Source organism: Bradyrhizobium cedriense (genome assembly GCF_054602315.1).
On the sequence record NZ_JBTSWB010000002.1, the window covers coordinates 865,592 to 891,865 of the forward strand.

At 64.5% G+C, this 26,274-nt stretch carries 28 protein-coding genes; 16 read left to right on the forward strand and 12 right to left on the reverse strand.

Translation table 11 applies throughout. The annotated features are described in order from the left end of the window. The first annotated feature begins 45 nt into the window (after positions 1-45). The 9 genes from ACYCVF_RS10290 to ACYCVF_RS10330 all read left to right on the forward strand — a co-directional run bounded on the left by ACYCVF_RS10290 (position 46) and on the right by ACYCVF_RS10330 (position 9,208). Entirely contained in the window at positions 46-1,083 is a 1,038-nt protein-coding gene (locus tag ACYCVF_RS10290; protein ID WP_459602216.1) for a class 1 fructose-bisphosphatase, read from the forward strand. A 12-nt stretch (positions 1,084-1,095) separates the two neighbouring features. After that, complete coding sequence (locus tag ACYCVF_RS10295) at positions 1,096-1,971, forward strand: phosphoribulokinase (protein ID WP_459602218.1); 876 nt, start codon at positions 1,096-1,098, stop codon at positions 1,969-1,971. A gap of 31 nt (positions 1,972-2,002) precedes the next feature. Further along, complete coding sequence (gene tkt, locus ACYCVF_RS10300; RefSeq protein WP_459606547.1) at positions 2,003-4,021, forward strand: transketolase; 2,019 nt, start codon at positions 2,003-2,005, stop codon at positions 4,019-4,021. Positions 4,022-4,032: 11 nt separating this feature from the next. Continuing rightward, entirely contained in the window at positions 4,033-5,118 is a 1,086-nt protein-coding gene (fba, locus tag ACYCVF_RS10305; RefSeq protein ID WP_459602222.1) for a class II fructose-bisphosphate aldolase, read from the forward strand. A 38-nt stretch (positions 5,119-5,156) separates the two neighbouring features. Continuing rightward, positions 5,157-6,617 carry a form I ribulose bisphosphate carboxylase large subunit gene (locus tag ACYCVF_RS10310; protein WP_459602224.1) on the forward strand — a complete coding sequence of 487 codons (1,461 nt, stop codon included), beginning with the start codon at positions 5,157-5,159 and terminating at the stop codon, positions 6,615-6,617. Between the two features lie 10 nt (positions 6,618-6,627). After that, positions 6,628-7,035 (forward strand): ribulose bisphosphate carboxylase small subunit, encoded by a 408-nt coding sequence (locus tag ACYCVF_RS10315; RefSeq protein WP_459602226.1) that lies wholly within the window; start codon positions 6,628-6,630, stop codon positions 7,033-7,035. Between the two features lie 99 nt (positions 7,036-7,134). Beyond that, positions 7,135-8,064, forward strand: a complete 930-nt coding sequence (gene cbbX / locus ACYCVF_RS10320) for a CbbX protein (protein WP_459602228.1) — start codon at positions 7,135-7,137, stop codon at positions 8,062-8,064. Next, entirely contained in the window at positions 8,061-8,795 is a 735-nt protein-coding gene (gene rpe, locus ACYCVF_RS10325; protein ID WP_459602230.1) for a ribulose-phosphate 3-epimerase, read from the forward strand. The genes cbbX and rpe overlap by 4 nt, the downstream gene beginning before the upstream one ends. Positions 8,796-8,995: 200 nt before the next feature. Continuing rightward, positions 8,996-9,208 carry a hypothetical protein gene (locus tag ACYCVF_RS10330; RefSeq protein WP_459602232.1) on the forward strand — a complete coding sequence of 71 codons (213 nt, stop codon included), beginning with the start codon at positions 8,996-8,998 and terminating at the stop codon, positions 9,206-9,208. Positions 9,209-9,228: 20 nt separating this feature from the next. On the opposite strand, the gene ACYCVF_RS10335 is transcribed toward ACYCVF_RS10330, so the two are convergent. Beyond that, positions 9,229-10,065, reverse strand: coding sequence for a universal stress protein (locus tag ACYCVF_RS10335; RefSeq protein ID WP_459602234.1), 837 nt, complete (start codon positions 10,063-10,065; stop codon positions 9,229-9,231). 217 nt (positions 10,066-10,282) lie between these two features. Here ACYCVF_RS10335 and ACYCVF_RS10340 point away from each other — a divergent pair, with 217 nt between their 5' ends. Both ACYCVF_RS10340 and ACYCVF_RS10345 read left to right on the forward strand, forming a co-directional pair. After that, positions 10,283-11,830, forward strand: a complete 1,548-nt coding sequence (locus tag ACYCVF_RS10340) for a Do family serine endopeptidase (RefSeq protein WP_459602236.1) — start codon at positions 10,283-10,285, stop codon at positions 11,828-11,830. Positions 11,831-12,100: 270 nt separating this feature from the next. After that, positions 12,101-12,463, forward strand: a complete 363-nt coding sequence (locus ACYCVF_RS10345) for a hypothetical protein (RefSeq protein WP_459602745.1) — start codon at positions 12,101-12,103, stop codon at positions 12,461-12,463. A 6-nt stretch (positions 12,464-12,469) separates the two neighbouring features. Here ACYCVF_RS10345 and ACYCVF_RS10350 read toward each other — a convergent pair whose 3' ends face one another. Both ACYCVF_RS10350 and ACYCVF_RS10355 read right to left on the reverse strand, forming a co-directional pair. Next, positions 12,470-12,751, reverse strand: coding sequence for a DUF6496 domain-containing protein (locus ACYCVF_RS10350; protein ID WP_459602238.1), 282 nt, complete (start codon positions 12,749-12,751; stop codon positions 12,470-12,472). 87 nt (positions 12,752-12,838) lie between these two features. Continuing rightward, the gene (locus tag ACYCVF_RS10355; RefSeq protein WP_459602240.1) at positions 12,839-13,033 is read right to left on the reverse strand and encodes a DUF3072 domain-containing protein; all 195 of its coding nucleotides are present in this window, start codon (positions 13,031-13,033) and stop codon (positions 12,839-12,841) included. A 116-nt stretch (positions 13,034-13,149) separates the two neighbouring features. On the opposite strand from ACYCVF_RS10355, the gene ACYCVF_RS10360 reads away from it, so the two are divergent. Continuing rightward, positions 13,150-13,365 carry a hypothetical protein gene (locus ACYCVF_RS10360; protein ID WP_459602242.1) on the forward strand — a complete coding sequence of 72 codons (216 nt, stop codon included), beginning with the start codon at positions 13,150-13,152 and terminating at the stop codon, positions 13,363-13,365. A 184-nt stretch (positions 13,366-13,549) separates the two neighbouring features. Here ACYCVF_RS10360 and ACYCVF_RS10365 read toward each other — a convergent pair whose 3' ends face one another. Both ACYCVF_RS10365 and ACYCVF_RS10370 read right to left on the reverse strand, forming a co-directional pair. Next, positions 13,550-13,792, reverse strand: a complete 243-nt coding sequence (locus tag ACYCVF_RS10365) for a hypothetical protein (RefSeq protein ID WP_459602244.1) — start codon at positions 13,790-13,792, stop codon at positions 13,550-13,552. Positions 13,793-13,886: 94 nt separating this feature from the next. Further along, positions 13,887-14,144 carry a hypothetical protein gene (locus ACYCVF_RS10370; RefSeq protein WP_459602246.1) on the reverse strand — a complete coding sequence of 86 codons (258 nt, stop codon included), beginning with the start codon at positions 14,142-14,144 and terminating at the stop codon, positions 13,887-13,889. A 71-nt stretch (positions 14,145-14,215) separates the two neighbouring features. Here ACYCVF_RS10370 and ACYCVF_RS10375 point away from each other — a divergent pair, with 71 nt between their 5' ends. Continuing rightward, entirely contained in the window at positions 14,216-14,506 is a 291-nt protein-coding gene (locus ACYCVF_RS10375) for a hypothetical protein (RefSeq protein ID WP_459602248.1), read from the forward strand. On the opposite strand, the gene ACYCVF_RS10380 is transcribed toward ACYCVF_RS10375, so the two are convergent. The 3 genes from ACYCVF_RS10380 to ACYCVF_RS10390 all read right to left on the reverse strand — a co-directional run bounded on the left by ACYCVF_RS10380 (position 14,503) and on the right by ACYCVF_RS10390 (position 23,380). Continuing rightward, positions 14,503-15,984 (reverse strand): HWE histidine kinase domain-containing protein, encoded by a 1,482-nt coding sequence (locus ACYCVF_RS10380; protein ID WP_459602250.1) that lies wholly within the window; start codon positions 15,982-15,984, stop codon positions 14,503-14,505. The genes ACYCVF_RS10375 and ACYCVF_RS10380 overlap by 4 nt on opposite strands. A 13-nt stretch (positions 15,985-15,997) precedes the next feature. Continuing rightward, on the reverse strand, positions 15,998-22,288 hold the full coding sequence (locus ACYCVF_RS10385; RefSeq protein ID WP_459606548.1) for a HAMP domain-containing protein: 6,291 nt from the start codon (positions 22,286-22,288) through the stop codon (positions 15,998-16,000). A 579-nt stretch (positions 22,289-22,867) separates the two neighbouring features. Further along, positions 22,868-23,380, reverse strand: a complete 513-nt coding sequence (locus tag ACYCVF_RS10390) for a DUF4142 domain-containing protein (RefSeq protein ID WP_459602252.1) — start codon at positions 23,378-23,380, stop codon at positions 22,868-22,870. Between the two features lie 94 nt (positions 23,381-23,474). On the opposite strand from ACYCVF_RS10390, the gene ACYCVF_RS10395 reads away from it, so the two are divergent. The 3 genes from ACYCVF_RS10395 to ACYCVF_RS10405 all read left to right on the forward strand — a co-directional run bounded on the left by ACYCVF_RS10395 (position 23,475) and on the right by ACYCVF_RS10405 (position 24,162). Then, the gene (locus tag ACYCVF_RS10395; protein WP_459602254.1) at positions 23,475-23,672 is read left to right on the forward strand and encodes a hypothetical protein; all 198 of its coding nucleotides are present in this window, start codon (positions 23,475-23,477) and stop codon (positions 23,670-23,672) included. Positions 23,673-23,761: 89 nt separating this feature from the next. Continuing rightward, positions 23,762-23,893, forward strand: a complete 132-nt coding sequence (locus tag ACYCVF_RS10400; RefSeq protein WP_459602256.1) for a hypothetical protein — start codon at positions 23,762-23,764, stop codon at positions 23,891-23,893. A 65-nt stretch (positions 23,894-23,958) separates the two neighbouring features. Then, positions 23,959-24,162, forward strand: a complete 204-nt coding sequence (locus ACYCVF_RS10405) for a hypothetical protein (RefSeq protein WP_459602258.1) — start codon at positions 23,959-23,961, stop codon at positions 24,160-24,162. Between the two features lie 239 nt (positions 24,163-24,401). Here the strand turns inward: ACYCVF_RS10405 and ACYCVF_RS10410 are convergent, their stop codons facing one another. The 4 genes from ACYCVF_RS10410 to ACYCVF_RS10425 form a co-directional block, all read right to left on the reverse strand. Next, on the reverse strand, positions 24,402-24,650 hold the full coding sequence (locus ACYCVF_RS10410) for a hypothetical protein (protein ID WP_459602260.1): 249 nt from the start codon (positions 24,648-24,650) through the stop codon (positions 24,402-24,404). Between the two features lie 156 nt (positions 24,651-24,806). After that, positions 24,807-25,295 carry a DUF3147 family protein gene (locus tag ACYCVF_RS10415; protein ID WP_459602262.1) on the reverse strand — a complete coding sequence of 163 codons (489 nt, stop codon included), beginning with the start codon at positions 25,293-25,295 and terminating at the stop codon, positions 24,807-24,809. Beyond that, positions 25,295-25,642 carry a DUF3147 family protein gene (locus ACYCVF_RS10420; protein ID WP_459602264.1) on the reverse strand — a complete coding sequence of 116 codons (348 nt, stop codon included), beginning with the start codon at positions 25,640-25,642 and terminating at the stop codon, positions 25,295-25,297. The genes ACYCVF_RS10415 and ACYCVF_RS10420 overlap by 1 nt, the downstream gene beginning before the upstream one ends. After that, a complete protein-coding gene (locus tag ACYCVF_RS10425; protein ID WP_459602266.1) occupies positions 25,639-26,226 on the reverse strand; it encodes a phosphatase PAP2 family protein in 588 nt (195 codons plus the stop codon). Before ACYCVF_RS10425 ends, ACYCVF_RS10420 begins: the two co-directional genes overlap by 4 nt. Between the last annotated feature and the right edge of the window lie 48 nt (positions 26,227-26,274).

Here is a 26,274-nt window from a genome sequence, read left to right on the forward strand (position 1 = left end):
CGGGAGGGAAACTGGATGCGGCGCCGATAGAGGGGATGGACGCAGATGACGGGGCAACTCAGGCTGGATGACCACCTTCAACGGTATTCCGAGACCGCGCCTCATGCGCTGGCGGTGGCCGGCGCCGTCGATGCCATCGCGGCCGCGGCGATCGAGATCGCCGATCTCATCGCCTCCGGCGATCTCGCCGACGCCTCGGGCCTGACCACGGGCCGCAACAGCGACGGCGATCTCCAGCGCGATCTCGACGTCCAGGCCGATGCGATCCTGCGCCGCTGCCTCAGCCGGCTGCCGATCGCGGCGCTGGCGTCGGAGGAGATGCGCGAGGCCCAGATCATCGACCGCGAAGGCCGCGTCTGCATCGCGATCGACCCGCTCGATGGCTCCTCCAATATCGACATCAACATGACCGTCGGCACGATCTTCTCGATCTTGCCGGCGCCCGACGATCTCTCGCTCGCCTTCCATCAGCGCGGCTCGGCGCAGCTCGCGGCGGGCTTTGTCACCTACGGTCCGCAGACCTCGCTGGTGCTGACGCTCGGCGAGGGCGTCGAGATCTTCACGCTCGACCGCAAGGCGGGCTGTTTCCGTCTCGCGCGCAGCGGCGTGCAGATCTCAGAGGCTTGCGACGAGTTCGCCATCAACGGATCGAATCGCCGGCACTGGGACCCGCCGATGCGTGCCTTCGTGGACGAATGCCTCGCCGGCGTCGAAGGACCCGCCAATCACGATTTCAACATGCGCTGGATCGGCTCGCTGGTCGCGGAGGCCTATCGCATTCTCACCCGCGGCGGCGTGTTCCTCTATCCCTCGGACGCGCGCCCGGGCTATGGCGATGGCCGACTGCGCCTCACCTACGAGGCGCATCCGATGGCGATGATCATCGAGCAGGCCGGCGGCTCGGCCTCGACAGGGCGCGAGCGCATCCTCGAACTGTCTGCGCAGAGCCTGCACCAGCGCGTGCCGCTGATCATGGGCTCGAGCAACGAGGTCCGGCGCGTCGAGGAGCTGCATTGCGATCCGCTGCTGGTTGCCAGCGTCGCAGCGCCGCTGTTCGCACGGCGCGGATTCTTCCGACTCTGAGCGAGGCGCGCCATGTCCAGGAAACACCCGATCATCTCCATCACCGGCTCATCCGGCGCCGGCACCACCTCGGTCAAGAAGACGTTCGAGCAGATATTTTTCCGCGAGAAGGTCAACGCCGCCTATATCGAAGGCGACGCCTTTCATCGCTACGATCGCGCCGAGATGCGTGCGCAAATGGCCAAGGAGGCCGAGCGCGGCAACAAGCATTTCAGCCATTTCAGCCCCGAGACGAACCTGTTCGAGGAGCTGGAGCGCGCATTCCGGGATTATGGCGAGACCGGCACCGCGACGACTCGGCACTACGTGCACGACGCGGAAGAATCGGCGCTGCACGGCGCGGCCCCCGGCACCTTCACCGAATGGAAGCGACTGCCGGAGAATTCGGACCTGCTGTTCTACGAGGGCCTGCACGGCGCCGTCGTCACCGATAAGGTGAATGTCGCGCGATACGCGGATCTCAAGATCGGCGTCGTGCCGGTGATCAACCTCGAATGGATCCAGAAGCTGCACCGCGACCGCAGCGCGCGCGGCTATTCGACCGAGGCCGTCACCGACACCGTCCTGCGGCGGATGCCTGACTACATCCATTACATCTGCCCGCAATTCAGCGAGACCGACATCAACTTCCAGCGCGTGCCGACGGTGGATACCTCCAATCCGTTCATCGCGCGCTGGATCCCCACGCCGGACGAATCGATGGTCGTGATCCGCTTCAAGAATCCCCGCGGTATCGACTTCCCCTATCTGCTCTCGATGCTGCCGCAGAGCTGGATGTCCCGCGCGAATTCGATCGTGTGTCCCGGCGCCAAGCTCGATCTCGCCATGCAGCTGATACTGACGCCGCTGATCATGCAGCTCATCGAACGCAAGCGGAACCTGAAGTGACGCACACCAACGACAACAACGAGAGGATCCGATGAACATCTCGGTTCATGCCGAAGCCGACCTCACGGCGGTCACGCACCACGATCTCGCCAACGCCGTCCGCTTCCTCGCGGTGGACGCCATCGAGACCTCGCAATCCGGACATCCCGGCCTGCCTATGGGCATGGCCGATGTCGCGACCGTGCTGTTCTCACGCTTCCTCAAATTCGACTCGGCGCATCCGAACTGGCCCGACCGCGACCGCTTCGTGCTGTCGGCGGGCCACGGATCGATGCTGCTCTATGCGCTGCTGCATCTGACCGGCGGCGATGTCAGCCTCGACGATGTCAAGGCCTTCAGGCAGTGGGGCTCGAAGACGCCGGGGCACCCGGAATATGGCCATACGCCTGGCGTCGAGACCACGACGGGACCGTTGGGGCAGGGCATCGCGACCGCTGTCGGCATGGCGCTCGCCGAGCGCATGGCCAACGCGCGGCATGGCGACGGCCTCGTCGACCACTTCACCTATGTCATCGCGGGCGACGGCTGCCTGATGGAGGGCATCAGCCAGGAGGCGATCTCGCTTGCCGGCCATCTCGGGCTCGGCCGCCTGATCGTGCTGTTCGACGACAACGGCATCTCCATCGACGGCCCGACCTCGCTTGCGACGTCCGATGACCAGCTCGCGCGCTTCGCCGCCTCCGGCTGGTCGGTGCGCCGCATCGACGGCCACGATCCCGAAGCCGTTGCGCAGGCAATCTCAGAAGAGCGTGAGACGACGAAACCGTCGCTGATCGCCTGCCGCACCATCATCGGCTATGGCGCGCCGGACCGGCAGGGCACCGAGAAGGCGCACGGTGCGCCGCTCGGCACCGACCAGACAGCAGCCGCGCGGCGGGCGCTCGGTTGGGACTATCAGCCCTTCGTCGTGCCGATCCCGATTCAGAAGGCTTGGCGGATGATCGGGCAGCGCGGACAGCTCGATCGTCTCGCCTGGCTCGATCGCTATGAAAGCGCAACGCCCGAGCAGCGCGATCTGTTCGTCGAGGGCAAGGCCGTGGCTCTGCCCGCCGCCTACGCGCTGGCCGCCGCGAAATTGCGCGAGCGTTTTGCCAGCGAGCGGCCCAAGCTCGCGACGCGGCAGGCTTCGCAGCAGGTGCTCGACGGCATCGCCGGGACGATCCCGGGCCTGATCGGCGGCTCGGCCGACTTGACGCATTCGAACCTCACACACGCCAAGGCGCAAACTGCCGTCACGCGAGAAACGTTCGCCGGCGACTACATTCATTACGGCATTCGCGAGCACGGCATGGCGGCCGCGATGAACGGTCTCGCGCTGCATGGCGGCTTCATCCCGTATGGCGGCACGTTCCTCGCGTTCTCCGACTACAGCAGGCCGGCGATCCGACTTTCGGCCTTGATGCGGCTGCGCGTGATCCATGTGATGACGCACGACTCGATCGGACTCGGAGAGGATGGCCCGACGCACCAGCCGGTCGAGCATCTCGCCGCGCTGCGCGTGATTCCGAACCTGCTCGTGTTCCGGCCGGCTGATGCCGTGGAGACGCTGGAGGCCTGGGACTGTGCGCTGGCGGCGGAGCATCGTCCGTCCGTGCTGTGCCTGTCGCGGCAAGCTTTACCGACGTTCCGCAGCGACGCGCGCGGCAAAAGCCGCGTTGCACGCGGCGCCTACCTGGTCGTCTCGCCGGACGGCGGCCGCGACTTGACATTGATGGCCACCGGCTCGGAAGTCTCAATTGCGCTGGAAGCTGCCCGCCTGCTCGCGACCGAGCACATCCGCGCGGCCGTTGTCTCTGCACCCTGTTTTGCGCTGTTCGAGGAACAGCCGGACGATTACCGCGCCTCCGTGCTCGGCACCGCGCCGCGTGTCGGAATCGAGGCGGCGGTGCTGGGCGATTGGCCGCGCTGGATCGGTGCTGATGGCGAGTTCGTCGGCATGCGCGGCTTCGGCGCCTCGGCGCCTGCGCCCGTGCTGTATCGCGAGTTCGGCATCACCCCGCAAAGCATTGCGGAAGCAGCGCGGCGAGCAATCGCCCGCAAGAGACAATAGGAGGACTTGTCGTGGCCCGTATCACCCTTCGCCAACTGCTCGATCATGCCGCCAACCACGGCTATGCCGTGCCGGCGTTCAACATCAACAACATGGAGCAGGGCATCGCGATCATGCAGGCAGCGGCCGAGGTCGACGCGCCCGTCATTATCCAGGCCTCGCGTGGCGCGCGCAGCTATGCCGGCGATCTCATGCTGTCGCACATGATCGACGCGCTGGAGCGGACCTATCCCGACATCCCGCTCTGCATGCACCAGGACCACGGCAATGACGAGGCGACCTGCGCCTCCGCCATCGCCCATGGCTTCACGTCCGTCATGATGGACGGCTCGCTCAAGGCGGATGCCAAGACGGCCGCCGACTATGACTACAACGTCGCGATCACCCGGCGCGTCGTCGATCTCGCCCACTGGGTCGGCGCCTCCGTCGAAGGCGAGCTCGGCGTGCTCGGCTCGTTGGAACATGGCGGCGGCGAGCAGGAGGACGGTCACGGCGTCGAGGGCAAGGTCAGCCACGATCAGCTCTTGACGGATCCCGACCAGGCCGTCGATTTCGTCCGCGCAACGAAGGTCGATGCCCTGGCGATCGCGATGGGCACCTCCCACGGCGCCTACAAGTTCAGCCGCAAGCCCGATGGTGACATCCTGGCGATGCGCGTGGTCGAGGAGATCCATCGCCGGCTGCCGAACACCCACCTGGTTATGCACGGCTCATCCTCGGTGCCGCAGTCGCTCCAGGACATGTTCAATCAGTTCGGTGGCGAGATGCCGCAGACCTGGGGCGTGCCGGTGGACGAGATCGTCCGCGGTATCAAGAGCGGCGTGCGCAAGGTCAATATCGACACTGATTGTCGGCTGGCGATGACTGCCGTGTTTCGCAAGGTGGCGGCTCAAAGCCGCAGTGAGTTCGACCCGCGCAAGTTCCTCAAGCCCGCGATGGACGCGATGCGCGAGCTTTGCCGCGAGCGCTTCGAGCAGTTCGGCACGGCGGGCCACGCCAGCAAGATCAAGGTCATTCCCTTGGGCGAGATGGCGCGGCGTTACCGCGCCGGCGAGCTCGATCCACGCGTCGACGCCCGCGAGCCGGTCGCGGCCTGATCAATCGGAAAGAGCAGAAAAGACAGCAGGAGAGAGACATGAACGCACATGCAGGCACGGTCCGCGGCAAAGAGCGCTATCGTTCGGGTGTGATGGAATACGCGCGCATGGGCTATTGGGAGCCCGACTACGTGCCAAAGGACACCGACGTCATCGCGCTGTTTCGCGTGACGCCCCAGGAAGGCGTCGATCCGATCGAGGCCTCTGCTGCGGTGGCCGGTGAATCCTCGACCGCGACCTGGACCGTGGTGTGGACCGATCGCCTCACGGCCGCGGAGAAATATCGTGCGAAATGCTACCGCGTCGATCCGGTGCCGGGCACGCCGGGCTCTTATTTCGCCTACATCGCCTATGACCTCGACCTGTTCGAGCCGGGCTCGATTGCAAACCTCTCGGCCTCGATCATCGGCAACGTGTTCGGCTTCAAGCCGCTCAAGGCCCTTCGCCTGGAGGACATGCGCTTCCCGGTCGCCTATGTGAAGACGTTCCAGGGGCCGGCGACCGGCATCGTGGTCGAGCGCGAGAGGCTGGACAAGTTCGGCCGACCGTTGCTCGGCGCGACGGTGAAGCCGAAGCTCGGGCTGTCGGGGCGCAACTATGGCCGCGTGGTCTACGAGGCGCTGAAGGGCGGACTCGACTTCACCAAGGATGACGAGAACATCAACTCGCAGCCCTTCATGCACTGGCGCGATCGCTTCCTCTACTGCATGGAGGCGGTGAACCGCGCGCAGGCCGCCTCGGGTGAGGCGAAAGGCACGTACCTGAACATCACCGCAGGCACGATGGAGGACATGTACGAGCGTGCCGAATTCGCCAAGGAACTCGGGTCCTGCATCGTGATGATCGACCTCGTGATCGGCTACACCGCGATCCAATCAATGGCCAAATGGGCGCGGCGCAACGACATGATCCTGCATCTGCATCGCGCCGGTCACTCGACCTATACGCGGCAGAAGAGCCACGGCGTGTCGTTCCGCGTCATTGCCAAGTGGATGCGGCTCGCGGGTGTCGACCACATCCACGCCGGCACGGTGGTCGGCAAGCTCGAAGGCGATCCCAACACCACGCGCGGCTATTACGATGTCTGCCGCGAGGATTTCAACCCGACCAAGCTCGAGCACGGCCTGTTCTTCGACCAGCACTGGGCGAGCCTGAACAAGATGATGCCGGTCGCCTCCGGCGGCATCCATGCCGGGCAGATGCACCAGCTGCTCGATCTGCTCGGCGAAGACGTCGTGCTGCAGTTCGGCGGCGGCACCATCGGCCATCCCATGGGCATTGCGGCCGGCGCGATCGCCAACCGCGTGGCGCTGGAAGCGATGATCCTCGCCCGTAACGAAGGGCGCGACTACGTCCACGAAGGTCCGGAGATCCTGGCCAGGGCGGCCGAGACCTGCACGCCGCTGAAGGCGGCGCTCGAGGTCTGGAAGGACGTGACGTTCAATTATCAATCCACCGACACGCCGGACTTCGTTCCGACCGTGCTCGAGACAGTTTGAGGAGATCAGCATGAAACTCACTCAGGGTTGCTTTTCGTTCCTACCCGATCTCACCGACGACCAGATCTATAAGCAGGTGCAGTATTGCCTTGGCAACGGCTGGGCGGTGAATATCGAGTTCACCGACGATCCCCATCCCCGCAACACTTATTGGGAGATGTGGGGCCTGCCGATGTTCGATCTGCAGGACGCCGCCGGCGTGATGATGGAGCTCGCCGAGTGCCGCAGGGTGTACGGCGACAGCTACATCCGCATCAGCGGCTTCGATTCCAGCCATGGCTGGGAGTCGGTGCGCATCTCCTTCCTCGTCAACCGGCCGAAGCAGGAGGCTGAGTTCGAGCTGGTGCGGCAGGAAGTGGGCGGCCGCGCGATCCGCTACACTACGGTACGAAAGCCCGCTGCCCACGTCTTTCAATAGCCATTCTCCTCCGCGCGGAGCTCTCCCTGCTCCGCATCCTTGGCGGACCAACTGCTTCGCCGCGTGCCTCGCGGCGAAGCCCTTTTCTTCGAGGTGCCGATGCTTGATGTGCCCCGCGCAACCACGACTGACAGTGAGACCCATTTCGATCTCCGAAGGGAGGCCGAAGCGGCCGGGATCACCGATACGCTGCAACAACTCGAGCAGGAGCTGATCGGGCTCAAGCCGGTGAAGAACCGCGTGCGCCAGATCGCCTCGCTGCTGCTCATCGAACGCATCCGGCAGCGGGCGGGACTCGCCTCAGCACCGCCTACACTGCACATGTCGTTCACCGGCAATCCCGGCACCGGAAAGACCACCGTGGCGCTCCGCATGGCCAGGATCCTGCATGGGCTCGGTTTCGTGCGGCGCGGGCAAGTGATCTCGGTGACGCGCGACGATCTGGTCGGCCAGTATATCGGCCACACCGCGCCGAAGACCAAGGAGATATTGAAGAAGGCGATGGGCGGCGTGCTGTTCATCGACGAGGCCTACTATCTGCATCGCCCCGACAACGAACGCGACTACGGCCAGGAGGCGATCGAGATCCTGCTCCAGGTGATGGAGAACCAGCGCGAAGACCTCGTCGTGATCCTCGCCGGCTATGGCGATCGCATGACGAGCTTCTTCGCATCCAATCCCGGCTTCCGCTCGCGCATCGCCCACCACATCGAGTTTCCGGACTATGCGGAGGACGAGCTGCTCGTGATCGCCGAGCTGATGCTGAAGGAACGCGGCTATCGGCTCTCGGCGGCGGCGCGCGAGGCGTTCGAGAAATACATCGCGCTGCGCCGGACCCAGCCGTTCTTCTCCAACGCGCGCTCGATCCGCAACGCCGTCGATCGCATCCGCCTGCGGCAGGCCGATCGCCTGGTATCCGATCTCAACCGCATGCTCGACATCGCCGACCTCGAAACGATCGATCCCATGGACGTCCTGGCGAGCCGCGTCTTCAGTGGCGGCGTAGACGTGCGGAGTGCGAAGCCATGACCAGAGAGATCATCATCGCTCCCTCGATCCTGGCGGCGGATTTTGCGCGCCTCGGCGAGGAGGTTGCGGCGATCGACGCGGCCGGCGCGGACTGGATCCATTGCGACGTGATGGACGGGCATTTCGTGCCGAACATCAGTTTTGGCGCCGATGTCATCAAGGCAATCCGGCCGGTGACGACGAAGGTCCTCGACGTGCATCTCATGATCGCGCCGGCCGATCCCTACCTCGAGACGTTCGCGAAGGCCGGGGCCGATGTCATTACCGTCCATGCGGAGGCCGGCCCGCATCTCGACCGTTCGCTCCAGGCGATCCGCGCGCTCGGCAAGAAGGCGGGCGTAAGCCTGTGTCCCGCGACGCCGGAGAGCGCGATCGAATATGTGCTCGATCGTCTCGATCTCGTGCTGGTAATGACGGTCAATCCCGGCTTCGGTGGCCAGTCCTTCATCGGGGCACAACTCGGGAAGATCAGACGAATTCGGGCCATGATCGGCGATCGGCCGATCCGGCTCGAGGTCGATGGCGGCGTCACGCGCGACAATGCGGCGGCCATTGCCGCGGCGGGTGCCGATACACTGGTGGCTGGCTCTGCGGTATTTCGCGGCAAGGGCGGAGCGGAATACGCGGCCAATATTGCGGCTATTCGCGCCGCCGGAGATGCCGGCCGGGTCGCAGAACTGCAAGATAATGCCGCGGAGCCGCAGCGCGGGGAAAGCGCGCGCGTCCGGTAGGCTACGGACGGATCAGCAGTCGATCCTTCAAGCGCGTCTGATCAACGGCGACCCAATCTCCAGATTGGAACTTTAACGTTCCGACGCGTTTCCTAGACTGGACAGACGTCTGGTACGGCGCGCAGCGAATTTTTTGCACAATCGCCATCGGCCTGACGTAAATCGGGGCAATAATCCCGGGGAATGCGAGGGAGGGTCTCATGGAGAACGTACGTCGCTACCGGGCGCTGGCGTCCCTCTGTCGTCAGCAGGCGGCCTACCGGCCGCTCCAGACCTGGGAACTTCTCGGCCAGGCCGAACATTTCGAACATCTCGCCGAAATCGAACTCGAGGCGCATTTCGACGCGTGCAATGTGCAACGCAACGAGGACGCCACCAAACCTCCGACATGGGAAGCTCCCGTCGCGGCGTGATGGCGCCAAGCCGGCTCGGCTCAATGCGACATCAGGGTCGGAACCGTCATGGCTTCCAGCATGGCGCGGGTGACGCCCCCGAGGACGCGCTCTTGCAACCGCGAATGGCCGTAGCCGCCCATCACCAGGAGATCGAGGCTCTCGTCCGCCGCCAGCGACAGGATGGTCGGTTGAATGTCGGCGCGCGTCGCCGACAGCCCGACCGTGCGCGTCGACAGTCCGCGCCGGCCGAGATGCCTTGCCAGACTGCTCGCTGAGGCTTCGCCGCGCGCGGCCTCTGCCTCGTTGATGGTGATGATCACGATCTCTGCGGCGCGCGCCAGGAACGTTGTTGCGTCGCGCACGGCGCGGGCAGCGAGTCGGCTGCCGTCCCAGCAGATGCCGATCCGGTTCGCCTTGAAGGCTCCACGGAAGGTGTAGGGCAGGAACAGCACTGGGCCGCCCGCCTGGAACAGGATATCGCCTGGTACGTCGTTGTCGAACGAGCCCTGCGCCGGATCCGGCTGGAGCACGATGCTGAGGTCGTGCAGTCGCGCCATCTCGCCGAGCGAGCCGGCCGCATCCGCCGGGATCGCGCCGAGTGCGTGGCAGGCGTAGGAGATGCCGGCGTTCGCCGCTTCGCTCTTGAACACCGCGAGCGCGGCCTCGGCCCGTTCCACCGCGCGCTCGCGTTCAAGTTCGAACACGGCTGCCACCGCGGCGCCGCCCTCCATCACGTAAGCTGTACTGGTTGCGACATAGCCGACCGCGACCGCATCGAGATGTGCGTTGAGATGCGCCGCGAGCGAGATCGAGCCCTCGATCGCGGAGCGCATGGGACGTTCGGTGGGAATGTGGACGAGAATGTCTTTGTACATGGCGCGCCTCCGCTGGACGTGGATATCATCCGATGGCCGCAGTTTTTCACTGCGCCAAGGACCCGTGTTGAGCTGCATCAAACGGGCGGCGACGATTTGCCGGCTGCGCCCGCTCGGCCATTCTTTGCCGAGATTTAATCGGATGGACGGGACGCCGTAAGGTGGCAGCGACCATGTTGATGGCAAGGCGACATCAGCTCAACATGGACATTTCGACATGAACGATCCCGTCAAATCCGACACCGCCACCTCTCGCAAGATCTTGCGTCCGCGCCGGCTCGCGCTGCTCGGCACCGTGGCCGCGCTGGGCGTGGCCGCCCTGTCAATTGCGCCAGGCTCGTTGCCGTTCGGCATGAACTCCTTCGTTGCGCCGGCTCAGGCCGCGGAAGCCGCCGCGACGCCGCCGGGCTTCGGCGATCTGGTCAGCAAGGTCAAACCCGCGGTGATCTCGGTGCGGGTGAAGATCGACCGGGACAACGACAAGAGCGCCATGTTGCAGCAGAACCGGATGGATTCGGACGAGGACACGCCGTTCGACCAGTTCTCGCGACAGTTCGGCTTCCGCTTCCCGGGCGGCATGAACGGCACGCCGCGCCAGCGCCATCAGATGATCACGGGCGAAGGCTCCGGCTTCTTCATTTCCGCCGACGGCTATGCCGTGACCAACAACCACGTCGTCGACCACGCCGAGTCCGTCCAGGTTACGATGGATGACGGTACGACCTACACTGCGAAGGTCGTGGGCACCGATCCGAAGACCGATCTCGCGCTGATCAAGGTCGATGGCAAGAGGGACTTTCCATTCGTCAAATTCTCCGACCAGAAGCCGCGCATCGGCGACTGGGTGGTCGCGGTCGGCAATCCCTTCGGTCTCGGCGGCACCGTGACCGCCGGCATCGTCTCGGCCAGCGGCCGGGACATCGGCAATGGCCCCTATGACGACTTCATCCAGATCGATGCGCCAATCAACAAGGGCAATTCCGGCGGCCCGGCCTTCGACATGAACGGCAACGTGATTGGCGTGAACACTGCGATCTTCTCGCCTTCGGGCGGCTCGGTCGGCATCGGCTTCGATATTCCGGCCTCGACCGCCAAGCTCGTCGTCGCGCAATTGAAGGACAAGGGCGCGGTCACCCGAGGCTGGCTTGGCGTGCAGGTGCAGCCCGTGACATCGGATATTGCCGACAGCCTCGGCCTCAAGGAGGCGCGCGGCGCGATCGTCGACGATCCGCAAGATGGCAGCCCGGCGGCGAAAGCCGGCATCGAGGCGGGGGACGTCATCACCGCCGTCAACGGCACCACGATCAAGGACTCCCGTGACCTCGCCCGCACCATCGCCACCTTGGCGCCGGGCACGTCCGTGAAGCTCGATGTCTTCCGCAAGGGCGACAGCAAAACGGTGACCCTGGCACTCGGCGAGCTGCCGAACGAGCGGCAAGCCAAAGGAAGCGGCAATGCCGAAGAGGGCAGGGGGCAGCCGAATGCCGGCACGCCGCGCCTCGGTCTGAGCCTGGCGCCGGCAGGTGACGTCCAGGGCGCGGGCCAGAAGGGCGTCGTCGTCACCGAAGTGGATCCGCAGGGGCCGGCGGCACAGCGCGGCATTCAGACCGGGGACGTCATCCTCAATGTCGGCGGCAAGGCGGTCGGCAATGTCGGCGACGTTCGTTCGGAGCTGGCGCAGGCCAAATCTTCGGGCAAGCGCACCGTGCTGTTGCAGGTCAGAAGCGCGGAGGCGACGCGTTTCGTCGCGGTGCCACTCGCCTGACGCGATCCTCGACCGAAACGATCTGAAAAGGCGGCTCATGGGCCGCCTTTTTTGTTTGCTCGAGATTCCCACAGGCGCCGATAACATTCTCGTTAACGGCAGTCATGATGACCCGGTGCGTCCGAAAAAGCCGTGTTCGTCGATCACGATCCTGACGTGCCTCCGTGCTCTGCGGCAACGTGGCCGTGGACTCGGGTTGCAAGCGTGGAACCCGAACTTCCCCGGCGCTTTGTGGAACTGGCCGGTGGTTCGCATTTGATCGGTGCCGCCATGGATCGATTGAAGCTCTCGCTGAGGTGCGCGCTGCTCGTGGCGCCATTGGTGCTCTGGGGCGCAAACGCGCTTGGGCGCGACGACGGCCGCTACGCGGATTCTCCCCTGAAGCCATGGTTCGACAGCTTGCGCAGCCACCTCGGTCCGTGCTGCTCGGACGCGGATGGTTTTGCCGTTGCCGATCCCGACTGGGAGTCTCACAACGGCCGTTACCGCGTGCGCATTGACGGGCAGTGGATCGAGGTGCCGGACGAAGCCGTCATCACTGAGCCGAACCGGGCCGGCCGCACCATGGTGTGGCCGGTGAAGACTGCGTTCGGGATTTCGATCCGCTGCTTCATGCCGGGGAGCATGATCTGAGACGGGTCAGCGCGACCGTGTGGAGGACTTGCGCTTCGATGATTTCTTGGACGTTTTCTTGGACGTCTTCTTGGCGCTCTTCCGCTTCGATGCCTTCTTCGGGACCTTCTTGCCCTTCTTGCGGGCCTTCGACAGTCCGATCGCGATCGCCTGCTTGCGGCTCTTCACGCGGCCGCCGCGTCCCCCGCGGCCGCTCTTGGCGGTCCCCTTCTTGTAGCGCCGCATCTCGCCTGCGACTTCGCTGCCGGAGCTGCGCGAGTAGCGGCGCTTCTTTGCCTTGCGTGCCATGCATGTTCTCCCTTGGCGTGGAGAACCATTCGGCACCGCCATGGTTCCGGCAGCGCGTATTCAACGTTTCCAGTGGCGCAATGCAGCCTAGAACGAATTCGCCAGCTCGATTTCCGCTTCCAGCGCCTGAATGCGCCGTGCGGCCTCGCCGAACGACAGATCGCGCGCGTATTGGGCGGGTTGATAGGCCTCGTCGCTCAATCGTTTCAGCCTAAGGCCCTGCGCCCGTGTCATCTGCTCACCAAGAAAAACCCTGGCGTCGAACTTACTTTGCATCTGCATCCGGCTTCTCCGTTCTGAAAATCGTGACTTGACTATATGTTCTTATTTTGTTCTAACAAGCCATGGACAACAGAATTAATGAAATTCGACGTAAAATCAGGGTCTTGAGGCTCGAAATGGCCGACGTCGAGGCGTCGGTGCGCGACCTCGTCGAGCGCGACTGCGACTGCACACAAAGGGCCCTGGCGCAGATGGATTTGCGCCGGAAAATCAACCTCCTGATCGGCGAATGGAAGGCGGCTGGCGGCAGCGACGTGCTGCCCGATGTCCGCGACCGGGTGCGCCTTCGTATGAAGGCAGTCGGCAATCCCGTGAGCGGGATCAGGCGCTGAGATCTTCGGGAGCGCGCGTGGAGAGGTTCTACCGGATCTCGAAGTTCCGCGCCGAGCTGCTCAGCTGAATGTGCGCGCGCCGCGAGCGCCGGAGCTCCTGGATGCCGCGTGCTGACAGGAAGCGCCGGGCACTAAGGTAGAGGGCTCCGCGGTGGCGGAGCCCTCCATGGATTCCAGGGAGTGCCTATTTGGTGTTGGTCATGCCGCCTTTGTTCGTCATGGTGCCGCCCTGATCGGAGCCGGGACCAGAGCCGCCTTGGCCGGACGGATCAGCGCCCCTGGAAGACTTGGTATTGGCGCCGGTCGTCTGCGACGATGACATCGAAGATCCATGCTTGGCCTTATGCGATTTGGCCTGGGCTGCGAACGGCGCGGCGGCAAGGCCGGTTGCCAACATTACGGCGAGAGCAAGCTTGGTCGTCTGCATGCGGGAAACTCCCTGAGTCAAAGTGACGCAGGCGGCCAACCGAGATTCGCCGCAGGAGTTCCCAACAACGCACCGCCTCGCGGTCACCAACGCTTCAAGATTGCTTGTCTTCTTCAAGGATGAACACGACGCCGGTGAGCGTCGCGCCGATCGCGAAAGTCGTCACCAAGGTGAGGGTGAAGATCAAAGCGGCCTGGCTTCCGCCGTTGTTCAGCAGGTTGGCCACGGCTGGATTGGATAGGACGAGCGTGAGGCTGAAGACGAGGCCGAGGGCTGCACCCATCATCGCATGCGTCATCAGCTTGATGAGGCCGCTGGCGGAGATCAGCTCGGACGATTTCTTGGTGCGCATGGGCTGCATCCCGAACTGGCATGCAAACGCGCGCGTGATTTCCTGGTTCCCGTGAATGGCAGGAATTGTCATTGCCCGGCTTCATCCGGCGTTCATGCCGGGCTTGCGACAATGAACGCCATCAAAACGGGAACATCGATATGGGTAAGGTAGTCTTTCTTTACCGCTCGCTGGCCTATCGCAATGCGGCCGCGGACATCCTGCGCAAGGCGCGCAAGCTCCCGTGCGGTGCGGAACGGAGCGCGGCTCGTCGCTACGCCAGGGCACTGCGCGATCTCGCCCGAACGGAAGCCTGGCTGGAAGGACGGATCGCTCGCGAACCGCGGATGGCCGAACGCATGACGAGCGCAGCGTCCGGCTAACCGGAAGCGCGTTGCAATTCGGTGGCGGCGGCGGTGTCGAACTTGCCAAGTGCGGCCGTCTTGCGCGTCAACGGCACCTCCAGACGGCACAACAAGCCCTCCGCGCGCCAATCGAATTGCGCCTGTCCGCCAAGCTGGGACTCGACGCTCGCAAGCAGGCTTCGCGTGCCGAACCCGCGAGATTTCGGTGCCATGACCAGCGGCCCGCCGGATTCTTCCCACCTCAGCGTGAGCACCTCGTCCTCGACCTGCCAATCGATGGCGAGCCGTCCCGACCGTGTCGAAAGCGCGCCATACTTTGCCGAGTTGGTGAAGAGCTCGTGCAGCGCGAGTGCCAGCGTCTGGGCCGTTGCCGGCAGCAACTGAACTTCGGGACCTGCCAATCGGATCTGGCCGCCGAGCGAATAGGGCGCGAGTTCCTCCTCGATCAACCTGGAGAGTTCGGCGCCCTGCCAGCTCGACAGCGAGAGGATGGTGTGCACGCGCGCCAGTGCGTTGATGCGTCCCTCGACGGCGTTGACATAGGCCTTGACCTCATCAGCCCGGGTCAGGCGCACGATCGACTGCGCCAGCGCCAGCGCGTTCTTTGCGCGATGATCGACTTCCCGGGCCAGGAGATTCTGCCGCTCCTCGGCGCGCTTTCGCTCGGTGATATCGACGGTGACGCCGCTCACTCGAACCACGCGCCCGCTCTCGTCGACCGTCGCGGCCGCCGTGCCGACGCACCAGCGCACCTCGCCGTCGGGCCGCACGATGCGGAACTCGGTCTCGTAGGAGCGCGTGCCCTTGTTGAACTCGGCGATCGCCTTGCGCAACTGATCGACATCATCGGGGTGCAACAGCGCCTGAACGTTGGCGGGATTGACCGCGAAGATCTCCGCGCTGACGCCGAAGATGCGGTATTGCCCCTCGTCCCACATCCAATCGCCGCTGATCCAGTCCCAGTCCCATGATCCCATCTTGCCCGCGGCGATCGCCATGCTGCGGCGTTGCTCGCTCTCGCGCAGCTTCGCGGTGGAGCTTTCCAGTTCCGCGGTGCGTGCGCGGACGCGGTCCTCGAGTTCGTGGTTCAGCCGTTCGAGTTCGCGCGTCTTGCGGTAAAGCTCGGCAAACACCTTGATCTTGGCGCGCAGCACCTCCGGCACAACCGGCACAGGCACGTAGTCGACCGCGCCCATCTCGTAGCCGCGCAGCCGGTCGATGTCGCTGACCTGGATGGCCGAGATGAAGATCATCGCGGTCTTCTGGAAGCGCGGATGCTCGCGGATCATCGCGGCGAGCTCGAAACCGTCGAGTTCGGGCATGCAGACGTCGACCAGGATCACCGCGATCTCGGTCTTGAGCAGCACCTCCAGCGCCTCGCGCCCCGAGGAGGCGATCACGAGGTTCTCGCCGAGATCCTTCAAGATCACCTCATAGGCGAGCAGCTTGGCCGGCTGGTCGTCGACGAGGAGGATGTTGACCTTTTCGTGGTCCATTCGCGGATCCAACTCAGCGGTGCAGCCACATGCGGATCGCAAGCAGCAATTGGTCGGTATTGACGGGCTTGGCGAGGTAATCGGACGCGCCGGCTTCGAGGCATTTCTCACGATCGCCCTTCATCGCCTTGGCGGTCAGCGCGATGATCGGAAGACGGGCGAAGGCCGGGTTCTCGCGGATCACGCCGATGGTCTGATAGCCATCCATCTGCGGCATCATGATGTCCATCAGCACGATGGCGATTTCCGGATTGGATTCGACCAGTGTCACCGCCTCGCTGCCGGTCGTGGCCGTCAGCACTTTCATGCCGCGCCGTTCCAGCACGCTAGACAGTGCGAAGATGTTGCGGGCATCGTCGTCGACGAGCAGGGCGGTCTTGCCGATCAGGTCTTCGTCGGAACTGTTCAGCTTCTCAAGCATGCGCTGCTTCTCGACCGGAAGTTCCGTGATCACGCGATGCAGGAACAGCGCCGTCTCGTCGAGCAGGCGCTCCGGCGACTCCACGCCCTTGACCACGATGCTGCGCGCCATGGTGTGAAGCTCGGCATCCTCCTCCGCTGAAAGCTCGCGGCCGGTGAATACGACGACCGGGATGTTCGACAGGGTCTCGTCGTTGCGGATCTGGTCGAGCACCTCGAAGCCGCTCATGTCGGGCAGCCGCAAGTCGAGCACCACGCAATCGCAGGGCTGCTCACGCAAGGTCGAGAGCGCCCCGGCGCCGGTGTCCGTCGCCAAGATCTCGATGTCGTCGTGGTGCAGCAGCTCGCGGATCGACAGCCGCTCGGCCTCGTCGTCCTCGACGATCAGAAGTCGCTTGCGCCGTGGCCGCGCATATTCCTTTATCTGCGTCAGCGCGGCCGATACGCCCTCGGTCGTCGTCGGCTTGTTGACGAACGAGAACGCGCCGCGCGCCAGCGCATGCTGGCGGTCCTCGTCGAGGGTGATGATCTGAACCGGGATGTGGCGGGTCAGCGGATTGTGCTTGAGCTGGCTCAGCACCGCCCAGCCCAGCATGTCCGGAAGGAATACGTCGAGGGAGACCGCCGTCGGCTGGTACTGTTTGGCGAGCTCCAGCGCTTCGGCGCCGCGGGCGGCAACCAGCACCTTGAAACCCTTGTCGCGGGCCAGATCGATGAGCACGCGCGCATAATGCGGATCATCCTCGACGATCAGGAGGATGGTGTCGCCAGGCTCGAGGTTGAGCCGGTCGTCGGGAAGCTGCTCGATGGCCCGCTGCTCCGGGGCGCTCGGTTGTAGCGCCGGCGGCTGGCTGAACTGCTGCGGCGCGGGCGCGCGCGGCGCGAGGGTGGGGCCGGAATATTTCAAGGGCAGATAGAGCGTGAAGGACGAGCCCTTGCCCGGCAAGCTGCGCAGGTGGATCTCGCCGCCGAGCAGGCTAGCGAGCTCGCGGCTGATCGCAAGCCCGAGGCCGGTGCCGCCGTATTTGCGGCTGGTGCCGGCATCCGCCTGCTGGAACGCCTCGAAGATCAGTTTCTGCTTCTCCAGGGGAATGCCGATGCCGGTATCGGATACTTCGAACGCGATCACGGCCGGCGCCGAATTCAGCACCGGGTGATCGGTGCCCCAGCCGCCGATCGCGCCCGCGACCTTGAGGCGCACTTCGCCTTCCGCTGTGAACTTGAAGGCGTTGGAGAGCAGGTTCTTCAGGACCTGTTGCAGCCGCTTGGAGTCGGTGACGATGCTGCGAGGCAGGTTCGGATCGACGTCGATCTTGAACGACAAATTGCGGTTGTCCGCCTCGTGCCGGAACGGCCGGCCCACGGTCTCGAGCAGGTTCGCGGTCAGTATCTCCTCAGCATCGACCGTCACCGTGCCCGACTCGATCTTGGAGAGATCGAGAATGTCGCTGATGAGGTTGAGCAGGTCGGTGCCGGCGCCGTGGATGGTGCGGGCGAACTCGACCTGCTTGGCGGAGAGGTTGCCATCCGGGTTGTCGCTGAGCTGTTGTCCGAGGATCAGGATCGAATTCAGCGGCGTGCGCAGCTCGTGGCTCATGTTGGCGAGGAACTCGGACTTGTATTTCGAGGTCAGCGCAAGCTCGGTCGCCTTTTCCTCCAGTGCGCGGCGGGCCTGCTCGATCTCCTGGTTCTTGCGCTCGACCTCGACGTTGCGTTCGGCGAGTTGCTGCGCCTTCTGCTCGAGCTGATCGTTGGTCTGTTGCAATTCGCGCTGCTGGGTCTGGAGCTCGCCCGCGAGCTGCTGAGATTGCTTGAGCAGGCCTTCGGTCTGCATCGTCGCCTCGATTGAGTTGAGCACGATGCCGATGGAGTCGGTGAGCTGCTCCAGGAATGTCATCTGCGAGGTCGTGAACGAGACCAGCGAGGCGAGCTCGATCACGGCCTTGACCTCGCCCTCGAACAGGACCGGCAGCACCACGAGGTTCTTCGGCGCGACGCGGAACAGCGCTGAGTTGATCGGCACCACGTCCGACGGAATGTCGGAGACCATGCGCGGACGCTTGTCGAAGGCGCACTGGCCGATCAGGCCTTCGCCGAACTGCAGCACGCGCTGATAGGGATAGATCCCGTCGCTGGCATAGGACGCCAGCAGCAGCAGCTGGGAATTGTCCTCGTTCTCGACCTGGTAGATCACGCCAGTATGGGCATTCACCAGTGGCGACAGCTCGGTGAGCAGCAGCCGGCCGACGGTGGTGAGATCACGCTGCCCCTGGAGCATGTTGGTGAATTTGGCGAGGTTGGTCTTCAGCCAGTCCTGCTCGGTGTTCACGTCCGTCGTCAGACGGAGATTCGTGATCATCGTATTGATATTGTCCTTCAGCTCCGCGACTTCACCGCGGGCGTCGACCTGGATCGACCGCGTCAGGTCACCCTTGGTCACGGCGGTCGCGACTTCCGCGATCGCGCGCACCTGCGAGGTGAGGTTGGCAGCCAGAAGGTTCACGTTGCCGGTGAGATCTTTCCAGGTGCCGGCAGCACCCGGGACGTTGGCCTGGCCACCGAGCCGGCCTTCAACGCCGACCTCACGTGCCACCGACGTCACCTGATCGGCGAAGGTCGCGAGCGTCTCGGTCATGTTGTTGATGGTGTCGGCGAGAGCGGCGACCTCGCCACGCGATTTCATCGTCAGGTTCTGCTTGAGATCGCCGTTGGCGACCGCCGTCACCACCTTGACAATGCCGCGCACCTGCTCGGTCAGATTCGCCGCCATCAGGTTCACGGTGTCGGTGAGGTCCTTCCATGTGCCGGCAACGCCGGGCACCTGCGCCTGGCCGCCGAGCTTGCCTTCGGTGCCGACCTCGCGCGCCACGCGCGTGACTTCGCCGGCGAAGGCGTTGAGCTGGTCCACCATGGTGTTGATGGTGTTCTTGAGCTCGAGGATTTCGCCCTTCACGTCGACCGTGATCTTGCGCGACAAGTCGCCGCGCGCCACGGCGGTGGTGACTTCGGCGATGTTGCGGACCTGCGTGGTGAGGTTCGCGGCGAGCAGGTTGACGTTATCGGTGAGATCCTTCCAGGTGCCGCCGACGCCGGGCACGACGGCCTGACCGCCGAGCCGACCTTCGGTGCCAACCTCGCGCGCCACGCGCGTCACTTCGGCGGCGAAGGAACGCAGCTGCTCGACCATGGTGTTCAGCGTGTCCTTCAAGAGAAGGATCTCGCCGCGCACGTCCACCGTGATCTTCTTGGAGAGGTCGCCGCCGGCGATCGCGGTCGCGACCTCGGCGATGTTGCGGACCTGGGCCGTCAGGTTCGAGGCCATGAAGTTGACGTTGTCGGTGAGGTCTTTCCAGGTGCCTGCGACGCCGGGCACTTCGGCCTGGCCGCCGAGCTTGCCTTCGGTGCCGACCTCGCGCGCGACGCGCGTGACTTCGCCGGCGAAGGCGTTGAGCTGGTCCACCATGGTGTTGATGGTGTTCTTGAGCTCGAGGATCTCGCCCTTCACGTCGACCGTGATCTTGCGCGACAGGTCGCCGCGCGCCACGGCGGTCGTCACTTCGGCGATGTTGCGCACCTGGGCCGTGAGGTTGCCCGCCATCGAGTTCACGGAGTCCGTCAAGTCCTTCCAGGTGCCGGCGACGCCGGGCACGTTGGCTTGGCCGCCCAGCCTGCCTTCGGTGCCGACCTCGCGCGCGACGCGCGTCACCTCGCCCGCGAAGCGGTTGAGCTGGTCGACCATCGTGTTCAGCGTGTCCTTGAGCTGAAGGATCTCGCCGCGCACGTCCACGGTGATTTTGCGCGACAAGTCGCCCCCGGCGATCGCAGTCGCGACCTCCGCGATGTTGCGGACCTGGGCGGTCAGATTGCCCGCCATCGAGTTCACCGAGTCTGTCAAATCCTTCCAGGTGCCGGCGACGCCGGGCACGTCGGCCTGTCCGCCGAGCTTGCCGTCGGTGCCGACCTCGCGCGCGACGCGCGTCACCTCGCCGGCAAAGGCGTTGAGCTGGTCGACCATGGTGTTGAGCGTTTCCTTCAGCTGAAGGATCTCGCCCGACACGTTCACGGTGATTTTCTTGGACAGGTCGCCCTTCGCCACCGCGGTCGCGACTTCGGCGATGTTGCGGACCTGGCCGGTGAGGTTCGAGGCCATCGAGTTGACGCTGTCGGTGAGGTCCTTCCAGGTGCCGCCGACGCCGCGCACGACGGCCTGGCCGCCGAGCTTGCCTTCAGTGCCGACCTCGCGCGCAACGCGCGTGACTTCGCCGGCGAAGGCGTTGAGCTGGTCAACCATCGTATTGATGGTGTCCTTCAGCTCCAAGATCTCGCCGCGCACGTCCACGGTAATCTTCTTCGACAGGTCGCCGCCCGCGACGGCCGTCGTCACCTCCGCGATGTTGCGGACCTGCGCCGTCAGGTTCGAGGCCATGGAGTTGACGCTCTCGGTCAGGTCCTTCCAGGTGCCGGCGACGCCGAGCACGTTGGCCTGGCCGCCGAGCCGTCCTTCGGTACCAACCTCGCGCGCGACGCGCGTGACCTCGCCGGCGAAGGCGTTGAGCTGGTCGACCATGGTGTTGAGCGTTTCCTTCAGCTGAAGGATCTCGCCCGACACGTTCACCGTGATCTTCTTCGACAGGTCGCCGCTCGCGATCGCGGTTGCGACGTCGGCGATGTTGCGGACCTGAGCGGTGAGGTTCGAGGCCATGAAGTTGACGTTGTCGGTGAGGTCCTTCCAGGTGCCGGCCACGCCCGGCACCTGCGCCTGGCCGCCGAGCTTTCCTTCGGTGCCGACCTCGCGCGCGACGCGCGTTACTTCCGAGGCGAACGAGTTGAGCTGGTCCACCATGGTGTTGATGGTGTCCTTCAGCTCCAGGATCTCGCCGCGCACGTCCACCGTGATCTTGCGCGACAAGTCGCCGCGCGCCACGGCGGTCGTCACGTTGGCGATGTTGCGCACCTGTGCGGTCAGGTTGCCGCACATCGCGTTGACGCTATCAGTGAGGTCCTTCCAGGTGCCGGCGACGCCGGGCACGATCGCCTGGCCGCCGAGCTTGCCGTCGGTGCCGACCTCGCGCGCGACGCGCGTTACTTCGGAGGCGAAGGAGCGAAGCTGGTCCACCATCGTGTTGATGGCTTCCTTGAGCTGAAGGATCTCGCCGCGGACGTCGACCGTAATCTTCTTCGACAAGTCGCCATTGGCGACCGCGATCGTCACCTCGGCGATGTTGCGAACCTGGTTGGTCAGGTTGTTCGCCATCGAGTTGACGCTCTCGGTCAGGTCCTTCCAGACCCCGGTCACCTCGGGCACCTGGGCCTGGCCGCCGAGCTTGCCCTCGGTGCCGACTTCGCGCGCGACGCGCGTCACCTCGGAGGTGAACACGCCGAGCTGCTTGATCATTGTGTTGACGATGTTAGCCGATTGCAGGAATTCGCCCCGCAGCGGCCGGCCGTCGACGTCGAGCTTGACGGTCTGGAGCAGATCGCCTTGCGCCACCGCCGCGACCGCGCGGGTCACCTCGCGGGTCGGCCAGAGGAGGTCGTCGATCAGCGTGTTGACGGACCCTTCCATGTCGGCCCAGGAGCCCGAGGCGAGGCCGAACTTCACGCGTTGCCGGGTCTTGCCCTCGCGTCCCACCACCTGGCCAACCAGCTCGAGCTGCTGCGCCATGCGCTGGTTGGCCGCGATGATCTCGTTGAAGGTGTCGGCGATCTTTCCGTCGATGCCGAGATAGTCAGCGCTCATCCGCACCGAGAAGTCGCCGCTGCGCATCGCCTGCAGGGCGAGCAGCAATTCCGCTCGGGAATCCTGGTCCGACATATCGTTGGATTTTGGTTTTGGAACGCGACGACCGGAGCGTGATGCAGTTCCGGGATCGAGGTCGCTCATACTGATTCCCCCGAAGGCGTCGGCCGAATCCAAGGCGTGACGCGTTTGGTCAAAATAGAGCGTCAGCGAAATTCGAAATCAAGCGCCAAGGGGCGGCGCACCGAAATGGAACCTGCTTTGCTCAGCCCGGCTCAACCAACGATTATTGGCCGATTTGGTTCCACGCAATTTAGAAAGAAATGCCATGGGGTTCCCCAGGCTTTGCTCCTCCGTCCGGGGCCAATCTTCGGAACGGGGGACGATCCCGACGGTTAGCCCGCAAACAGGAGAACGAACATGAAGGCAGGATTTGCCGCAATGGTTGTCATGGTGTTCGCCGTCGGATCGGCCTTGGCGGAGGGCGGTGCACCCAGTGGCCGCGGTGCTGTGACCGGAGACCCGGCCGCGAGCTCAGCCACGCCGCGGGCGGATACACCGACCACTGGCGCGGCGCCCCGCTCGAATCCGAGCGGTAGTGGGACCTCCTCTTCAGGCGGCAAGGACGACAACGGCGATGCGGGCCGGGACAAGATGCTGCCGGACGATCCCACGGGGCGATCGCAGAGTGGACAACGTCATCCGTACGGGAAGTAGAGGCGGCTATTTGTCCGCCATGGTGCGCTCAGCGTCCCTGACCTGCGCGCGCAGCATCGGGAGTTGCTCGCGCGCGAACGCCGCGAGGGCGACGTTGTCGGGCCTCTTCAGATAGCGCTCAAGCAGGCCGATGATCGCTTCATACTCGGGGATCTGCGCGGCATAGAAGCTTCGGACATAGGCCGGACCATCCGACATCTCGGGCTCGACGAGGCTTGCGGTGGATGAGGGCTTGCCGACGCGCAGTTCCGCGCCGATTGCTTCCTGGACCTCCTTCAGACTCTTGTCGCGCTTGGCCGCTTCCTCGGCCCGCAGGGCGGCGAGATTCCTGACCTCCGCATTGCCCTTGAGGTCGGTGTTCTCAAGAAGATTCTGTTGAAAGCGGCTGAAATCGTAGACGCCACCGATGACCTCGGTCGCGGTCGGCGGCCGCTCGCCAGGCGTTCTCTCGCCGCGGCTATCGGCAAGCGCCTCCGTGCCGATGAACAATGCCAAGATGATCGCGGCAAGAACTCGCATCGATATTCAATGCCGGTCGATTTGTGAAGTTCCCCGAATATTACGATCCGGTAAGCGGGTTGCGACGGGAGAGTTCCGGCCCCACGTCTTCTTCATGAAACAGTCCGACATCTTCAGGGATAACGCCGACAACTGTCTTCAACTCGCCGAGCGAGCCGATGGACAACCCGCCCACAAGCGCTATTCGCGCATGGCCGACGCCTGGACGGCGCTCGCCAACGAGCAGGATTGGCTCGATGGCGAAATCCCGCCCGTTCCGGCCCACGCTGCCGCTCGGAAGCGGAACGCGTGAGACCGCTCACGGAAAGGCAAGCAACTGATCTGGGATCATCCGGGAATCTCGATCACGTCGATTTCCGTTTTCAGAAGGAGATTTTGGCCATGGCTCCACGTCTGGCTCTTCTTTCCCTCATTCTCGCCTTTGGCGCCTCGGTGGCGTTCGCGACGGTGACGACGGTGCGGCAGGTGCATCTCGAAAGCGCGTCCGCCTCCGGACACGCCGCGCGCAGTTAGGCCTCGGGAACATTCGTCGCCGCGGTGCGTAAGCGCTCCAGACATCAGGAGAGCGAGCGTCCATCATGGCCCATTCCGACCAAGGCATCGTCAAGGACAAGCGCGCCGAAGAACAGCCGCGCGACAAGGAGCGTGCACAGTCCGTGCACACGACGGACAAGCAAGGCTCGCCATCGCGTGAAGCGACGCGCGATCCCAAGCTGAGCGACAACAGCAAGACGCCAGGCTCCGGCGCGATGCCGGACGGCTCCAGCGACGCGACGGGCTAAAGCATGATCCGGCGAACTGCGCAGCGGTTCTCCGAGACGACCATGCTTGGATAAGACCTCGAGCGCGATGACGCTTCATCCTGACCGCATCGCGCTTTCTCACGAGGAACGAATTCCCGCGGGAAGAGTCGACGGATTGCTTCCGGTTGTCATGCCCCCGGTGCGCCGGAAGCAATCTCCAAGGGCGGCCCCGGCACCCACCGTGCCGGGGCCGTTCTGCTTATGGATGAGTCTTTGCGTCAGCGGCCGGTGCCGCTCTCTGGATCCCCCTGAGCATGTCCGTCGGAATCTCGGCCCAACACGCCAAAGCTGCTTGACTTCACGCCAGCGGTGGCATCGACGCCCACGGCGGTCAGTCCGAACCTGAGGAGTTCGCGAACTGCTGCCGCTCGTGTCGGCATTCGGTGTTTGAACCGGAAATCGTCGATGGCGGCCAACTCTTCCGGCGAGAGCATGACCTGTAAGCGCTCGGCGCGAAGGTCGTTCATGGCAATCACGCAAATTGAGTAGGTTGAGTAGTTTACTCAACGAGCTGACCGGCCGAGAGTTCCGCCGGAATTGACGTGATCGCTGGGTTGAAGAGAGAACGCGTACTTTCAGTACGTTTGGCGCCCATGGCGCCCCTGGGCTGGGCGAAAAACGAGCTAAGGCTTCGCGAAGCGAGAGCCTCTTGCGGGTGACGAATGAGCCGATCGGCGCGATGCGTGCGTGACGATGCGCAGCTTGCGGCGGAGCCACCAGGCCGACACGGAAACGATGGCCCAGACCGTCAACGCGGCGATGAAAGCGAACGCGATGCCTGACTCGACGGTGGCATGGAAAATGGCGGCGAACGCCGCCAAGCCGATGCTGCCGAGGGCTGCACCTGCGGCGTCGAGCGCCGCAGCCTTCTGTCCGCGGCGGCGTCCGCTCAGGCCGGCCTTCTCCTTGGCGTGACGCTCATGGCTCTCGATCAGCGTCGCGCTCGCACAGAAGACGGCTGGAAGTGCAAGAAAGAGCCCGCCGGCGGAAGCGCCGAAATGCGAGCCGATGACTCCGGCCAGCACCGTCGCGCAACCGCCGAGCACGAAGCGAACGGCGTATTCGTACCAACGCGTCTGCCTCAGCGCCGAGGGTGACAGCTTCACCAGCATCAGGCAGCACCTCCCAAACCCGCGAACAGACCGAAGGCGACCACGAGCCATACGGCAAAGGCGAGGATCGTGGCGGCGAGCGCGCCGAGACGGAACCTCATCAGGAGCTGGCAGACGACGAGGCTGTAGCAGGCGAGCGCGATGGCGCCATAGATCATCGTCCAGCTTGAGGCCGCAGCATATTGCGGGCCGTGCTGGATCACAGCGATGCCGAGAGTAGCCAGTGCGACCGATGGCGCCGCTGCGAGAAGTCCGGCAAAGCTCTTTGGCCGCAGCATGTCACCGAAGATCGCGAACACGGATACGATCAAGCCCCCGGCGACGAAGCGGACGAGATATTCCGTCATGGCCGTATCCGCGAGGCTTCGGGCTGCCGCCGCCGCGACGTCCCAAGCGTGAACGGCCTGAACAGTCGCTCGACGGCGATGCCCAGCGTGAAGCCTGCCGCCACGTCGCTGGCCCAGTGCGCCAGCAGCGCCACCCGCGTCAGCGACAACGCCACTGCAAGCGAGCGCGCCAGACGGCGCGAGGCCGGCCGCAACAGGCCGGCGGCCGACGCAAGGGCGCCCATATGCACGGCGTGACCTGAGGGGAATGCGTCGCGGGGGCGCCCTGAATAAGGAATGCCGCGCCGGTGGCCGCCAGCCGTCAGCCGATCCGGTCTCGTCTGATCAAACATGGATTTGAGGACATGCGGCAATACGGCCGTGGCCAGCGATACAATCAGGACGTGATCGGCAAGGGGACGCCGCTCCGGATGCCGGAGGCGAGTGTCGAGCCATCCCGCGGCAGCGAGCGCGAGCAGCACATGCTCGTCGGCACCCCAGGTGATTGCCTGGGCGGCATGCTCGAACCCGGAGTTGGCGTCGTGGGCGATCTCGTTCGCGATCGCCGTATCGATCCGGGTTGGTTTGATTGTTGCGAGCGCCATCGGTCCGCCGGCGAAAGTTCCTCCATGACGGTTTTGTAAAGCCCGGAG

What these genes read in the sequence shown, in the direction of transcription:
- ACYCVF_RS10290 (WP_459602216.1), top strand. Translation starts at nt 46, where the DNA reads ATGACGGGGCAACTCAGGCTGGATGACCACCTTCAACGGTATTCCGAG.
- ACYCVF_RS10385 (WP_459606548.1), bottom strand. Translation starts at nt 22,288, where the DNA reads ATGAGCGACCTCGATCCCGGAACTGCATCACGCTCCGGTCGTCGCGTT.
- ACYCVF_RS10420 (WP_459602264.1), bottom strand. Translation starts at nt 25,642, where the DNA reads ATGACGGAATATCTCGTCCGCTTCGTCGCCGGGGGCTTGATCGTATCC.
- ACYCVF_RS10370 (WP_459602246.1), bottom strand. Translation starts at nt 14,144, where the DNA reads ATGCGCACCAAGAAATCGTCCGAGCTGATCTCCGCCAGCGGCCTCATC.
- ACYCVF_RS10390 (WP_459602252.1), bottom strand. Translation starts at nt 23,380, where the DNA reads ATGCGAGTTCTTGCCGCGATCATCTTGGCATTGTTCATCGGCACGGAG.
- ACYCVF_RS10365 (WP_459602244.1), bottom strand. Translation starts at nt 13,792, where the DNA reads ATGCAGACGACCAAGCTTGCTCTCGCCGTAATGTTGGCAACCGGCCTT.
- ACYCVF_RS10315 (WP_459602226.1), top strand. Translation starts at nt 6,628, where the DNA reads ATGAAACTCACTCAGGGTTGCTTTTCGTTCCTACCCGATCTCACCGAC.
- ACYCVF_RS10350 (WP_459602238.1), bottom strand. Translation starts at nt 12,751, where the DNA reads ATGGCACGCAAGGCAAAGAAGCGCCGCTACTCGCGCAGCTCCGGCAGC.
- ACYCVF_RS10335 (WP_459602234.1), bottom strand. Translation starts at nt 10,065, where the DNA reads ATGTACAAAGACATTCTCGTCCACATTCCCACCGAACGTCCCATGCGC.
- ACYCVF_RS10400 (WP_459602256.1), top strand. Translation starts at nt 23,762, where the DNA reads ATGGCTCCACGTCTGGCTCTTCTTTCCCTCATTCTCGCCTTTGGCGCC.
- ACYCVF_RS10415 (WP_459602262.1), bottom strand. Translation starts at nt 25,295, where the DNA reads ATGCTGGTGAAGCTGTCACCCTCGGCGCTGAGGCAGACGCGTTGGTAC.
- ACYCVF_RS10295 (WP_459602218.1), top strand. Translation starts at nt 1,096, where the DNA reads ATGTCCAGGAAACACCCGATCATCTCCATCACCGGCTCATCCGGCGCC.
- tkt (WP_459606547.1), top strand. Translation starts at nt 2,003, where the DNA reads ATGAACATCTCGGTTCATGCCGAAGCCGACCTCACGGCGGTCACGCAC.
- rpe (WP_459602230.1), top strand. Translation starts at nt 8,061, where the DNA reads ATGACCAGAGAGATCATCATCGCTCCCTCGATCCTGGCGGCGGATTTT.
- ACYCVF_RS10425 (WP_459602266.1), bottom strand. Translation starts at nt 26,226, where the DNA reads ATGGCGCTCGCAACAATCAAACCAACCCGGATCGATACGGCGATCGCG.
- ACYCVF_RS10310 (WP_459602224.1), top strand. Translation starts at nt 5,157, where the DNA reads ATGAACGCACATGCAGGCACGGTCCGCGGCAAAGAGCGCTATCGTTCG.
- ACYCVF_RS10360 (WP_459602242.1), top strand. Translation starts at nt 13,150, where the DNA reads ATGGCCGACGTCGAGGCGTCGGTGCGCGACCTCGTCGAGCGCGACTGC.
- ACYCVF_RS10340 (WP_459602236.1), top strand. Translation starts at nt 10,283, where the DNA reads ATGAACGATCCCGTCAAATCCGACACCGCCACCTCTCGCAAGATCTTG.
- ACYCVF_RS10405 (WP_459602258.1), top strand. Translation starts at nt 23,959, where the DNA reads ATGGCCCATTCCGACCAAGGCATCGTCAAGGACAAGCGCGCCGAAGAA.
- ACYCVF_RS10410 (WP_459602260.1), bottom strand. Translation starts at nt 24,650, where the DNA reads ATGAACGACCTTCGCGCCGAGCGCTTACAGGTCATGCTCTCGCCGGAA.
- ACYCVF_RS10355 (WP_459602240.1), bottom strand. Translation starts at nt 13,033, where the DNA reads ATGCAGATGCAAAGTAAGTTCGACGCCAGGGTTTTTCTTGGTGAGCAG.
- ACYCVF_RS10345 (WP_459602745.1), top strand. Translation starts at nt 12,101, where the DNA reads ATGGATCGATTGAAGCTCTCGCTGAGGTGCGCGCTGCTCGTGGCGCCA.
- ACYCVF_RS10330 (WP_459602232.1), top strand. Translation starts at nt 8,996, where the DNA reads ATGGAGAACGTACGTCGCTACCGGGCGCTGGCGTCCCTCTGTCGTCAG.
- cbbX (WP_459602228.1), top strand. Translation starts at nt 7,135, where the DNA reads ATGCTTGATGTGCCCCGCGCAACCACGACTGACAGTGAGACCCATTTC.
- ACYCVF_RS10395 (WP_459602254.1), top strand. Translation starts at nt 23,475, where the DNA reads ATGAAACAGTCCGACATCTTCAGGGATAACGCCGACAACTGTCTTCAA.
- ACYCVF_RS10380 (WP_459602250.1), bottom strand. Translation starts at nt 15,984, where the DNA reads ATGGACCACGAAAAGGTCAACATCCTCCTCGTCGACGACCAGCCGGCC.